Raw genomic sequence first — 13365 nt, 5'->3', positions numbered from 1 at the left:
TATATACTATTTTTTACAAATATTTGTATATATTTGAATGATTTGGAGTGATAAAGTTGTTAAATAAAAAAATTATCATTATCATTATTTTAGCTAGCTTATTTGCTCTTTCAGTCGTTCATGCACAAGATAATATAACTTGTGAAAATGATGTTGCTATTTTTGATGATGAGGCCGTGCTGAATGCATCTGCAAATAATTTCGTAGAGTTAAATCATGAAATAAATGACAACAATGACAGGAATATATATTTTGATCATGATTTTACATTTGATAATGATACAGATTCCAAGTTTAAGGATGGAATTTTGATTAACAGGTCTGTTAACATATTCGGTAATGGACATATGATTAATGCTACCGGCAATGCAAGAATATTCAACATCATATCTGGCAATGTCTTTATTAATGGAGTTAAGTTTGTAAATGGATATGCTCAAAACGGAGGAGCAATAACCGGAAACTCCTATTCGGTCATAGATTGTAAATTTATTTCAAATAAGGCAGATAATTTTGGTGGCGCTATCCTCAATGGTTATGCAGTGAACTGTACATTTAAGGACAATACTGCAATGAATGGTGGTGCAATATATAATGGGTCTGCTGAAAAATGTAATTTTAAGTCAAATGAGGCATCATTCGGCGGTGCAATATATGATACATATGCAGTATATTGTGAATTTACATCCAATTATGCCCTTGTTAGCTCAGGTGCAATGGAAGGAGGTTCCGCTTATAATTGCACATTCAATAGAAATTCTGCGTTAAAATATGGAGCCGCATCAAATGCTAATTTAATCAAATGTTATTTCAATTATAATAATGCTTCCACTTTCGGCGGAGCAATTGGAGGAGGATGCTTTGCTAACAATTGTTCCTTTGTTAATAATTATGCAGTAAATGAAGGAGGAGCAGTTTATGCATCTTATGTAAACAATTCCGAGTTTTGGGACAATCATGCAAACCATGGAGGAGCCATTTCCGGAAATGTTCATTCTGTTGAAAATTCAATATTCTTTAACAATTATGCAAATGAAAGAGGTGGCGCATTAAACAATATTTATGCTTATGGCTGTGAATTCAGAAGAAATCATGCTCAGGAAGGTGGAGCGATGTATGGAAGTTCTGCTAAAAACTGTACTTTCATAAGTAATTATGCAACCAGTTCAAGCGGTGGAATAAAAGGATATTCTGAAGACTGCTTCTTTATAGATAATTCTGCATATAGGGCAGGGGCTTGTGAAGGGGATTCATTGAATTCCAAATTCGAGGAAAATCATGCTCAATTAGGTGGAGCAATTTATGGTAACTTCGTTAATGACTGTATTTTTATAGATAACAATGCCAATGAAGGCGGTGCAATCTATGGCGGCTCTGCAGTTTTATGCAGTTTCATTGAAAATTATGCAAAGACCGGCGGAGCGATGTATAGTGGGGCCGCTGTCAGTTCAAATTTCACAAAAAACGTAGCAGAGATTTCCGGTGGAGCGTATTACAGAACCTCCCTTACAGATTGTATATTAAAAGATAATCTTCCAAAATATAAATTGACTGTTTCAGGCTTTGAAGCGATTTACGGTTTTGGCTATGATATCCATGTAATATTATCAGATTCCCAAAGCTACATGATAAACAACATCAAGTCATTAGTGAAAATATACGATTCAGATAATAGATTAGTATTTGTTTCATCATGTTTTAGCGGAGGGACTTGTTTTGTAGATCTGGATCTTGGAGAATTCACCCTGGTGGTGAGTGTGGACGACAGCAACTATAATGCCGATCCGGTCACAAGCCATATAACTATTAAAAAGGCATCTTCATTTTATGTTAAAAGCGTAACCGCAACCTATGGCATTAACAATCCTCTTATTATAAACCTGCATGATGCAGACGGTTCAGTAATCAAAAATACTCAGGTAAAGGTAAATGTCGGCGGTGTTATAAAAACATATACCACTAACAAAAACGGTCAGATATTATTGGACACATCCAGTTACGCTCCGGGTACACATAATGTCGCAGTCACTTTTAACGGAAACAGCAAATACTTCAAGTCATCAGCTTCCGCTACAATAACAGTTAAAAAGGCAAAACCGTTCATTATTGTATCAAAGATGAAATATTTTGCAAAAGAAAAGATTAAAAAGTTCTACATGATTTTAAAGGATAATCGTTATAGGGTCATGAAAAATACCAAAGTCACATTGAAAGTAAATGGGAAAACATATGTTGCCAAGACAAATTCAAATGGAAGGGCCACTTTTAAAATCACCAAATTGAATAAAAAAGGCAAATATACCGCAACCGCCAAATATGCGGGCAATAAATATTATACAGCATTATCCCAATCCGCTAAAATCACAGTTAAGAAATGAACTAGTTAAAAAAATTCAAGTAACTGATTGTATGAAAAAAGTTAAGATTACAATTTTAAAGACAACATTTCAGGAAGATCTTGCAAAAGAATTTGGTGTTGACGGTCTTACAACATGCCCTCTGATGAAGGAAGGTGAGGTATACTATGCGGATTATGCAAAGCCTGACGGATTCTGTGATGAAGCATGGAAAGCTATATACCAGTATGTCTTCGCCTTGGCACATGGAGTTCAGGAGATATGGTATTACTCCGATTGGATTAAAACTCCAGGTGTTGCAATAGTGTCATGCAATGATGGCCTCAGGCCGGTTATCATGAAACTTGAAGCAACTGACATCGAATCAAAAGACGATTAGTTTTTGTGTTTTAACATAATATTCTATTTTGAAATTGCCATAATTTTATATAATATTAAATTTAACCTTAATATGATGAAAAACCTGAAATTTTTATTTATTTTATCAATTTTATTATTTTTAGCCGTTGGATTCGTATCCGCTGTTGATGTCAATTCAACTGATATCGTCCAGGCAGATAGTGAGGATGAACCTATATCACTTAATACTTCGGTTCAGGAAATTTCAAGCCCTGATAATGACAATTCAAATCAGTTGGGAATTTCTGAAAGTTATGGAGATAATTCCATCGGTGTCGAGTCATCAAAAAAGAATTTGACTGTTAAAACTGATTCCACTTCTGTTAAACAGGGAAATAATTATATCATGTATTTGACTGACTCAAGCGGTAAGTATGTGGCCGGAAAAACATTAATAATAAATCTAAATGGAAAGGATTATAAAAAGACCACAGATGGAAAAGGCAAGTTCACTATCCTGATTGACATGCCCAAATCAAATGTAAATCTGAAAATTTCCTATAGTGGTGATGCGGACTATAACGCATTTTCTCAAACGGTCAACGTAAAGATCATAAAAGCGGTTTCAATCGAGATTGGAAACTCCCGACTGCTTACCAACGGGTATCTTAGAGTCTATCTGCACGGTCCCTTAACCTTAATTTCCAATAAGAATATCCAAATTAAGGTTGGAAATAAAGTTTTTAAAATGAAAACCAATAAGGAGGGGTTTGTCGTCTTTAAGCCTAATGTCAGCCCTAATAATTATAAGGTCACAGTAACCTACGGGGATTTTGAGCAATCCAAAACAGTAAAATGCATTAAGGGCAATGTCATAAATCCTTTAAAGAAGAAGGTTCCAACTAAAGGCGGCGTTCCCGATGTTGATTTGATGCCTAAAAACTTTGTGATGGGAGATGGTGATGCTCAATATACTCTAAAAAAATCACATTATCTTGAAGTAATGAAACGGGATAGCTATGGTCTGTATTTATATGGCAAATTGTCTAAATATACATTTTTCAAAACAAAGCTTTCCCCAAAGGTTTATCACATCCTCAAGCGTGAAGAATGGAATGTTATAGAAAGGAAAATTTACACTAAAGTCGTTAAGAAGAATAAGTATAAATACTGGCCAAAAACCGTTACAGTGTCACTTAAGGGAAAATCATATACCTACTCTGAAGTTAGGGATATTCAAAATACAGAGTATACCTGCGGACCCACATCAGCCAGTGTCTGCTCTCAGGTTCTAAAGAATTTCCGTTCAGAAAAATACTTCCAGGTAAAAGGCCATGTTACCAGTGGAATTAATATTCCTGTTCTTAAAAAGATTATAGAAAGAAATCATTGCAGTGTAAAATATTTCTATGGAGATTCTTTCAAAAGCGCCATAAAGAAACTGAAAAAGGGTTCAGCGCTGATAGCATTTCTTCCAAATCATTATATATCCATTATAGATGTAAGTCCCGACGGCAAGAAGGTTTTGGTGAGCAATTCATATGGAAGCTACAATGACGGATGCAGACATGTTCCGACAGATTGGGTGTCCGTTAAAAAGTTGAAATCCAAGTTTGCCGGAGTGGGTCTGGTAATTAAACCTAAATACAAGTTATCAAAAAATGTTAAAAAACAATTGAAAAACTATTATTCAAGCATGGGCGGAAAATGGAATAGACAAAATGTCAATGAAAGAATTCCAAACATTAAGATTTAACCGATGCTGTTGAATTCATTTTGGGCATTTTCATAAAAATGAGCCAATTCCCTGCCATTGACGAATATATGGGAAACGGTTATTGAAACGCTCATTTCAAAGTCTTTGTTGACTTTTCCCCATGTTATCAAAGGTTGAATTGCATTTCCGTCAACGACACAGTTGGTAATCATGTCAAAGTCAACCCATGGGATGCAGGAAAAGTTTGCAATGTTTGTCAAGTCCCTCTTTTCCATCTCAATGAAGAATCCCTCTTTTTTGCCGGAAAGTATGTCCGAAGACAACTCCCTGACATAGTCATGCCAGGTCAGGATATCGTCAAATTCCTGTGGGGTCTTGACTCTCATTTCCTTATAGATTTCGTTTCCTTCATCCATTATCGGAGATACTCCGTCAAGATAGTCATATTCAACTGCTTTACCGTCAATTATTCTTCTTTTCAGTTCAGGAACTGAATTGACTGCATTCATAAGGCATCCCAGACTCATTATGAAAAATGACCTGTCATTTTCATGGCACCAGTTCCACATCTTTTCAACATTGACTCTTGCAGACATCGCATAGCGTGCTGATAAGAAATTCATAAAGGGATTTTCATCCAAATTAAATTCAATTTCTCTCATTTTTTAACCTAAATTCTTATTAATAGTTAGTTTTTTATATGTTTTCGATAATAAATATTATTGTTATAAATCATAGAGTGGTTTTGTTATAATGAAAGTAGTAATTGTAGGTGGAGGAGCTGGAGGAATATCAACAGCTTCAAATATTCGTAAACTCGACAAAGACATAGAAATAACAGTTCTCACAAGAGACAATAAGGTAGCATACTCACCATGCGCCATTCCTTACGTATTGTCCGGTACAATAGAATCATTTGATGATATTGTCATGAGAACTCCCGAAGACTATAAGGAAAAAAATATTGAAGTAATCACTGAAGTGGAAGTGACTGCGGTCGATTCCGACAAGAAAACAGTAACTTACGATAAGAACGGTAAAGATACAGTTTTAAAATATGATAAACTGGTTTTGGCAACTGGAGGAAATCCGTTTGTGCCTCCAATGCAGGGGGTTGAATTGGACGGAGTATTCAGAATCAGAAATATAGATGATGGTATTAAGGTTCAAAAAGCTATGGAAACCGCTAAAAGTGCTATCGTTACTGGTGCCGGTTTAATTGGTATTGAAATAGCATTTGCACTTAAGAAAAAAGGCTTGAATGTTATCCTAAGTGAAATGCTTCCTCAAATCGTGCCAAGATCCCTTGACAAGGACATGTCCGACATTCTAGTAAAATACCTGGAAATGGAAGGAATTCAGGTGATTTTAGGAAAACCTATCACCAAACTGATTGGTGACGGCAAGGTTGAAAAGGCATGTTTCGGCGATGAGGAGCTTTATGACGCCGACATGGTAATCATGGCAACCGGAGTGAGAGCCGAATTGGAACTTGCAAGAATGGCAGGATGTGAAATTGGAAGATGGGCCATACTCGTAAATGACAGAATGGAAACCTCAGTTGATGATGTTTATGCAGTTGGGGACTGTGTTGAGTCCAAAGACCTCATTTTAGGTTCAAATACCATTTCACAATTAGGTACCACTGCAGTTCGTGAATCAAAAACCCTGGCACGTACAATCTGCGGCAAAAAATCCAAATTCAATCCTGTTTTGAACTCTATGGTTTCAAAAGTCGGAAAACTGGAATTTGGTGCAGTAGGTTACACTACCAGTTTTGCACAGCAAAACCGTATCAGGCCTGTTGTGCAGAAAGTGCAGGCACTTACAAGAGCACGCTACTACCCGAATGCAAAACCGATGGATATTAAAGTTATTTGTGATGGAAACGGAACCATTATAGGCTGTCAAATCATAGCGGAAGAAAGGGTGGCTGAAAGAATCGATACAATGACTCTAGCCATAACAGAAGGTTTGACCTGCTTTGATTTGAGCAATATGGAATTTGCTTACGCACCGCCTGTATCAATGGTTACAGATCCATTAATCCTCGCTGTTGAGGAAGTCAGTAAAAAATTCAGTTAAATTAAATTATTTTGGAGATGATAATTATGCCAGAACATGGTCAAGGACATGGCCATCACGGTCATGGGGGTCAGATGACTCCGGAACAACAAATGCAAATGATGCAACAGGAAATCAGATTGGCTAAGAATTTAAGCCAAATCAAACATAAGATTGTTGTAATGAGTGGAAAAGGAGGAGTAGGAAAATCCACCGTTGCAGCCAACATCGCTGAGACATTGCAGGCAATGGGATACAAGACAGGTATCCTTGATGCTGATATTCACGGTCCAAACGTTCCTAAGATGCTCGGTATCGAAATGCTTGAAGAGCAGTTCAACCAATATCAATTTGATAAATTTAAACAACTTGTTGAAGAGGGTCTTGACACCAGCTTGCCTGAAGATGAACAACGCGAATACATTGATGAGAAAAGAAAAGAATATCAGCATTCAATATTCCCTGTTGAAACCGAAAGCGGCTTGAAAGTGATGTCAATGGCGTTTCTGATTGACAGCCTGGACAGACCAATCATCTGGAGAGGACCTCAAAAAACCGGTGCAATCAAACAGCTAATCAGTGATGCTCATTGGGGCAAATTAGACTTTTTGGTAATCGACAACCCACCTGGCACAGGTGATGAACCATTGACCGTTCTTCAATCAATTCCTGAAGCCGATTTGGTACTTATGGTTACCACACCGAATGTAGTCTCACAGGAAGACGTTCTCAAGTGTGTAAAGATGGTCGAAATGATGAACATCAAAAACATTGGCCTTATCGAGAACATGGCATACTATATCTGTCCGCACTGTGACGAAAAGCTTCACATTTTCGGTGAAGGCAACGGCAAGACATTCGCTGATGAAATGGAAATCACATATCTTGGAGACTTGCCTATTAAGGAAAGCGTTGCCGAATCTCCTACTAAAGATGCAACCATTTCAGTGCTTGACCCTGATGACGAAGTGTCAAAAAGGTTTGTTGAAATTGTTGAAGATATAAAAAAAGAGTTTTTAGAGTAAGCTAGTGTTGATTATATAGCTTACACTGCTTATATTTACCAGAAATCCTAAGAAATTAGGATCTTCTTTTAATTTTTTAAAGTAATCTGTTTTTTCAATGATATAATCCTTGTTTTCGGCCATCTCATTCAATGAGAAATACTGCATGCCCATGTCATATTCCCTTTTGTCTGTAAAGATGGGAACTATATAATCGCCGTCATTGCCGTATGGAATTTTGACAGGCTCATTGTTCTCTATTGATATTATGAATACATTATCCTTCAGGTATTCCTTCATATTCTCTTCTATTTTTTGGACGGCTTCCTGATTTTCGTTTTCACCATGCATATATGCCAGGTTAATGTAGTTTTTAAGTTCCGGATGTGTTATTTCTTCTATTTTCATTGTCTTATATTATATTTTTTTTAATATTTAAGGGCATTTGTCTTTAAAATAGTCATTCAATTCATTTTTTGGAATGAATTTCAATGCTGCAGAGTTTATGCAGTATCTGGGAGAGCCTCCGGGTCCGTCATGAAACAGGTGCCCCAAGTGCGAGTTTGATTTTGCGCTTCTCACTTCAATGCGTGTTGTTCCGTGTGAGAAATCTCTGTGCTTTTTAATAACATCTTCGCAAACGGGCTTTGAAAATGCAGGCCACCCACACCCTGAGTCAAACTTGTCATCTGAAGAGAAGAGAACTTCGCCATCCACAACATCTACATACACACCATCCTCAAAAAAGTCATCATACTTTCCACTAAAGGGCGGTTCTGTTAAAGAAAGCTGTGTTATTTCATATTCTTCCTTTGATAAGTGGTCGAATTCTTTATCGTTTATTAAATTTAAATCGACATGACAATAACCCTGCGGATTCCTTTCAAGATACTTCTGGTGATATCCTTCAGCGGGATAGAAACTGCTTATTGGTCGGGCCTCAACAACAATCCTTTCAGGGGACACTTTCTGCCTTTCTCTTAAAAAATTGATAACGGTGTCCCTTTGTGATTCCTCCTGCCAATAGATTCCTGTTCTGTATTGGGTTCCGATGTCTGGACCCTGACGGTTTAGGGAATATGGATCAATGATTTTAAAAAAGCTCTCCAGAATCTCTTCCAATGGGATGATTTTAGGATTGTAGGTTGCCTTGACTGTTTCCGCATGTCCTGTTTTTCCAGTACAAACTTTCTCATAGGTCGGTGCCAAATCACGTCCGTTGGCATAGCCCACTTCGGTATTGTTCACGCCTTTCAGTCTTGAAATGAATGCCTCAACACCCCAAAAGCACCCTCCGGCCAAATAGATTACTTGCTGTTTTTCAAACATAATTAATAATATCAGTTCAAGTCATATGTTTTTTTCGACAAAAATCTTTTTAATTATAAAATGTATATTAAATATTATATTGGAGGAAAACTCATGTTTTACAGTACAATAATGAAAATTGATTCAATTGACAGATTAAGAGATATCAGGGATGCACTGCTTGTTGAACAAGGTATCAACCCTACCCGTCAAGGTGAACAGGCCATTAAAGTGGTAGTTGAAAGAATCGATGAAATCCAGGCCACTCTCGATAAATCAGCCACTAAAAACTTAAACAGAAGATAGTGATTTAAGTGATAAGACGCGTAACAACCAGCAGACGGCTGCTTAGAAAAAGAATGTATAGGGCGCCACACTCAAGGCACAGGATTTCCCAGTACAAACGGGAAAACAAGAATCTGGCCAAGCCTCATCAGGAGAAATTCAGAGAAATGAATGGCCCTAACATAAAACGTAAAAAAAGGCCAAAAAGAGAAGTCATCTCTGGTTTTAAGATGTCTTACAGATACAAATATTATCAACAGAATAATGTTGAAGAAGAAAATGAAGAAGAATCAGAGTAATGACTGTATTAATCTCATATTAATGTTATATCCTTTTTTTATGTATTTTTTTACACATCTAATGATTAGTATATTTAAGTATCCAAAGACTATTTTATAAAGAATAAGAACAATATACTATAAATTTCGAAAACTTCAATCAATATGATGAGAGTTAAGCTAAAAAAAATTTTTAATGAAGTATTTTGATATAGTAAAGGAAAATTAATTGATTATTGATAAAATAGCACGATTTTTAATTAAATTTTAATAAGATAAAATATAAAATAAATTGTATGGAGAAAATTAGGTTACAATATATAGATTTATTGAAATTTTTTTCAATTTTAGCAATTATTTCAATCCATGCTTTTATGGTATGGAGGGATTCCCAAATATTAGGCTTTGATATCTATGCATTTTGTGAAATCTGTAGATTTGGAATTCCTGTTTTTATTATGGTTAGTGGAGCGTTATTATTGAATAGAAATATTGAAATAAAACCTTTTCTTCAAAAAAAAGTTAAAAGGCTTGTCTACCCTTTTATTTTTTTCTATATCTTAACCTTTATATTCCTAGTTTTGATGCATAAAACTCATGATCAGATGCAAATATTTGCATTTAGATGGTATTTCTGGATGATTTTAGGAGTTTATTTAAGTATTCCTATAATTAATAAATTTATTCAGCATTCATCAATAAAAGAAATAGAATATTTTATAGCATTATTCATTTTTGCAACAATATTTTATCAAGTAACATATTACTTTAATCTTGAACAATATTTCTACTTGACTTTATTCTTATCTCCATTAGGATATTTGGTTTTAGGTTACTATTTATCAATTAAAGATTTTAATTTAAGTCCAAATAAAATGATTTCAATATGCATTATATTGTTTATTACTTCAACTTTAATAAAATCCTGCGGTGAATTACATCTAATTCCATTGGTGGATAATTTTATTGCAAATCAATCTAAAATGTTACATTCTTGGGTAGATGTGGGCTTTTTTGAAATTGTACAATCTGCTTCAATGTTTTTATTATGTAAAAATATTTATGATTCAAGAGATGGTGTCTACTCTTATATTAATAGATTTTTGCAGTCAAATTTAATTCAAAAATTTATTATTTCAATCAGTAAAGCAAGTTATGGAATTTATTTAATAAATTTAATTCCAACTGTACTTTTTTATTATTATTTGCAACCTTTAAGTTTAACTGGAACTCAAATTTGTATTGTTATTTTTACAATTTCAATTTCAACATTGATTATGTCATGGATTGTAATTTTAATATTTAGTAAGATTCCATTTATTAAGGATTTATCAGGGTATGCTTAATATTCTTAAAGACAAAAAATCCTTTTGATAGAATCTTCATACTACTGAATATAATATTTTAGTGTTACTAGAGTAATTCTTCTTTTGTTATTATCTTATTTTTTGAATGAATATTCAAAACTAAACCGCTGAAAGCATCATCATTTTTTGCAAGTTCCATAAACAGTTCATCTGACACTTCAGTAGGTTCATAATCTGCCAATTCCAGATATTCAAAACCCTTTTCGTATTCATCCAAATCGGAAAAGACAATGATTTTAAAGTCATCCAAGGTTCCTGTAACTAAAAAATCCTTTTCATGATCTTCGCCTATTGTCGGACATATATACATCAAAAATCACCGTTCCTATCAAAATTGAAGTTCTGTGAGTGGGGATTGACTACAAAACCCTCAAAATACTCATCGCTTTTGGCCAAATCATCAATGTCTTCGGGAGTAATCACCTTCAAGTCAAGCTTGTCCAGGAATAATGTGGAGATCTTTGCGCTGCCGACAGCATATTCCCTCATGTCAGTAAATATTGGAATGATATACTCCTTGCTGGCATCTGTAATGGTAAGCTTAACGTATTCTCCGCCTTCATCGACTAATGTGAAGTAGATTTCAGTCGGATATGTTTGCCTGATATTCCTTTTTACAGGTTCAAGCTCCATGGCATCTTCGCTTTTGAGCTTTTTAGCCATATCCGCATATATCTGGATATACTCCTTCAGCTGGCTTTTGGAAGCCTTCACATTCTTTTCCTGATAGTCTCGGTAATCTTCAAGTTTCATATTTATTCACAGCAGTCGTGGACATCTTCACTGGCTATTACAAAGTCCCATTGAGGCGCATTGACAGCCAGTCCAATAAAATCTTCGTCTTCGGAGTGGTCAGCAACGATTTCACTGCCAATTTTTTTCTCACATTCAAAGTCGATATCTCCGAACTGTTCCTTAAATTCAGCAATAGCAATGTTTGCCTCTTCTTCGTCAGTGAAAACAGGTATTACAAATTCTTCGCCTTCTTCATCTTCATCATTGATTATCAAAGCGACAACCTCTTTTTCTTCACCGGATTGGTTGAATACGATTATGAATTCTTCATTGAAAACTTTGTGTTCGATTTCGTGATAGATTTCACCCATCTCATCAATCTGCTCTTCGTTTTCCTTGTCGAATTTCTCATCGATTTCATCAGCGGTTTCAAGATATGCTTCAATTTTTTCTTCTAAATCTTCATCAAGTTCAATAAATTTTTCCATTAATTCTTTAAGTTCGCTCATAATATCACAAAAATAATTCAATAAAAATAAGTTTTTTAAAACAAATGAACATTCTCTTCCTAAACACCACTAAAGGAATACAAACGAATGCTCATTTCAACCATCACCATTGTTCATATTATAAAAAAATAGTACATAACAATATGAACAATACTATTTTAATTTTTCACATATATAAACTTTTAGTTTCTAAAAGGTAATCTCAATACTTTTGATTAGGTTATAGATGACCTTATTTGTGTCTACATTGATGTTATTGGCCTCACCTAGTTGGATAACTTTCCCATTCAATGAATCAATTTCTGTCGGTATTTTCCTTTGGATATCCTGGTGTGTTGATGAATAGTGGTTATAGGTGTCCGGAACTAATTTTGAGTAGAATATGTCTTTGTAGTCATCTGAATTTTCCCAAAGGGTCTCATAAGGTGATGCCTTTATGACTTCAAATATCTCATCGATGATGCTGTTCATTATCTCCAGTGTGTAGGGGTTTTCGGTAAGCTGACCATAAGTAACGTCCAGTATTGCACCCAAGGGATTTAATGTACAGTTGTAAAGCATCTTGGCCCACAGGTATTTGTCGACTTCATAGGTAATGTCACAGTTTATTCCGGATTCTGTTATCAAATCGGCTATCTCCTGCAAATCTTTCGGGTCTTCTTTTTGAAGGGATCCGAGCAGTATGGGTTCGGTGTAGACTGTAACTTCACTGACATGTCTTTCGGGCCTTGTAAAACCGGTGATTACCCGTGCACAAAAGACCTGCTTTTTTGTGAAGTATTCAAGGTAAAACTCGTCATTACCGAATCCGTTCTGGAAGATGATTATTTTGGTGCTGTCCTTAAGGATGTCCCTGTGGTCATTCAGATTCTTTGCAATGTCCTCATTTGCGGTTGTTTTTGAGGCTATGAAAATGTAGTCGAAACTGTTTTTTGGGATGTCTTCATATCTTTCATAGACTGGAACGTCTTTAACATCATAGTGTGTGAACAGTCCAGTCCTTTTGATTCCATTTTCCTTTATTGCTTTTGCTGTTTCGCCACGTGCATAGATTGAGACATCAGCGCCCTGTGATGCGACTGAGGTTGCAAGCCCAATCCCGACACCGCCAGCACCTATAACTAAAATCTTCATGTATTTAATTTTGGATTTTTTGTTTTATATATGTATTATTCATTTTTAATTTAGAAAAATATCAAATTAAATTTAAACATATTTTAATTAAATTCAAATATATTTTAAAATTTATATACTATATTTTCTAATATATATTAGTGTAAAGTTGAAATTATTTTTATCAAAATTGACTTTATGAATAATGTTATAGGTGTATTGAATGAAAGTGAATAAAAAGATTTTTATTTGCGCGCTTTTGGTACTGATAATGATGTGTGTTGTCAGT

15 protein-coding genes are annotated in these 13365 nt (G+C 35.1%); 8 read left to right on the top strand and 7 right to left on the bottom strand.

The window, feature by feature from the left end:
* Positions 1–56 precede the first annotated feature (56 nt).
* From QZN27_RS00075 to QZN27_RS00065, 3 genes are all read left to right on the top strand, one after another.
* Positions 57–2378, top strand: a complete 2322-nt coding sequence (locus QZN27_RS00075; RefSeq protein WP_296782180.1) for a hypothetical protein — start codon at positions 57–59, stop codon at positions 2376–2378.
* 31 nt (positions 2379–2409) lie between these two features.
* A complete protein-coding gene (locus tag QZN27_RS00070; protein WP_296782178.1) occupies positions 2410–2736 on the top strand; it encodes a TIGR04076 family protein in 327 nt (108 codons plus the stop codon).
* A 75-nt stretch (positions 2737–2811) separates the two neighbouring features.
* Complete coding sequence (locus QZN27_RS00065; RefSeq protein WP_296782177.1) at positions 2812–4452, top strand: hypothetical protein; 1641 nt, start codon at positions 2812–2814, stop codon at positions 4450–4452.
* On the opposite strand, the gene QZN27_RS00060 is transcribed toward QZN27_RS00065, so the two are convergent.
* The gene (locus QZN27_RS00060; protein ID WP_296782175.1) at positions 4449–5075 is read right to left on the bottom strand and encodes a CatA-like O-acetyltransferase; all 627 of its coding nucleotides are present in this window, start codon (positions 5073–5075) and stop codon (positions 4449–4451) included. The genes QZN27_RS00065 and QZN27_RS00060 overlap by 4 nt on opposite strands.
* A 91-nt stretch (positions 5076–5166) precedes the next feature.
* Between QZN27_RS00060 and QZN27_RS00055 the strand changes: the two genes are divergently transcribed.
* Positions 5167–6498 carry an FAD-dependent oxidoreductase gene (locus QZN27_RS00055; protein ID WP_296782173.1) on the top strand — a complete coding sequence of 444 codons (1332 nt, stop codon included), beginning with the start codon at positions 5167–5169 and terminating at the stop codon, positions 6496–6498.
* Between the two features lie 26 nt (positions 6499–6524).
* Entirely contained in the window at positions 6525–7502 is a 978-nt protein-coding gene (locus QZN27_RS00050) for an Mrp/NBP35 family ATP-binding protein (RefSeq protein ID WP_296782171.1), read from the top strand.
* Here the strand turns inward: QZN27_RS00050 and QZN27_RS00045 are convergent.
* Positions 7494–7889 (bottom strand): hypothetical protein, encoded by a 396-nt coding sequence (locus QZN27_RS00045; protein ID WP_296782169.1) that lies wholly within the window; start codon positions 7887–7889, stop codon positions 7494–7496. The two genes, QZN27_RS00050 and QZN27_RS00045, sit on opposite strands and share 9 nt — an antisense overlap.
* Positions 7890–7916: 27 nt before the next feature.
* Positions 7917–8810 carry a peptide-methionine (S)-S-oxide reductase MsrA gene (gene msrA / locus QZN27_RS00040; RefSeq protein ID WP_296782167.1) on the bottom strand — a complete coding sequence of 298 codons (894 nt, stop codon included), beginning with the start codon at positions 8808–8810 and terminating at the stop codon, positions 7917–7919.
* Positions 8811–8903: 93 nt separating this feature from the next.
* On the opposite strand from msrA, the gene QZN27_RS00035 reads away from it, so the two are divergent.
* The 3 genes from QZN27_RS00035 to QZN27_RS00025 all read left to right on the top strand — a co-directional run bounded on the left by QZN27_RS00035 (position 8904) and on the right by QZN27_RS00025 (position 10698).
* The gene (locus QZN27_RS00035) at positions 8904–9095 is read left to right on the top strand and encodes a hypothetical protein (RefSeq protein ID WP_292601247.1); all 192 of its coding nucleotides are present in this window, start codon (positions 8904–8906) and stop codon (positions 9093–9095) included.
* An 8-nt stretch (positions 9096–9103) separates the two neighbouring features.
* On the top strand, positions 9104–9373 hold the full coding sequence (locus QZN27_RS00030; protein ID WP_296782163.1) for a hypothetical protein: 270 nt from the start codon (positions 9104–9106) through the stop codon (positions 9371–9373).
* A 275-nt stretch (positions 9374–9648) separates the two neighbouring features.
* Positions 9649–10698: an acyltransferase gene (locus QZN27_RS00025; protein ID WP_296782161.1), complete on the top strand. Its 1050-nt coding sequence runs from the start codon at positions 9649–9651 to the stop codon at positions 10696–10698.
* A 67-nt stretch (positions 10699–10765) separates the two neighbouring features.
* Here the strand turns inward: QZN27_RS00025 and QZN27_RS00020 are convergent, their stop codons facing one another.
* The 4 genes from QZN27_RS00020 to QZN27_RS00005 form a co-directional block, all read right to left on the bottom strand.
* Entirely contained in the window at positions 10766–11029 is a 264-nt protein-coding gene (locus QZN27_RS00020; protein ID WP_296782159.1) for a hypothetical protein, read from the bottom strand.
* Entirely contained in the window at positions 11029–11472 is a 444-nt protein-coding gene (locus QZN27_RS00015; RefSeq protein WP_296782156.1) for a hypothetical protein, read from the bottom strand. The genes QZN27_RS00020 and QZN27_RS00015 overlap by 1 nt, the downstream gene beginning before the upstream one ends.
* Positions 11473–11474: 2 nt before the next feature.
* Positions 11475–11963, bottom strand: a complete 489-nt coding sequence (locus tag QZN27_RS00010) for a hypothetical protein (RefSeq protein ID WP_296782154.1) — start codon at positions 11961–11963, stop codon at positions 11475–11477.
* Between the two features lie 189 nt (positions 11964–12152).
* Complete coding sequence (locus QZN27_RS00005; RefSeq protein ID WP_296782153.1) at positions 12153–13097, bottom strand: ketopantoate reductase family protein; 945 nt, start codon at positions 13095–13097, stop codon at positions 12153–12155.
* Positions 13098–13365: the final 268 nt, after the last annotated feature.

This window comes from uncultured Methanobrevibacter sp. (assembly GCF_900316895.1).
GTDB lineage: Archaea > Methanobacteriota > Methanobacteria > Methanobacteriales > Methanobacteriaceae > Methanocatella.
This window is presented reverse-complemented; position numbering and strand designations above follow the sequence as displayed.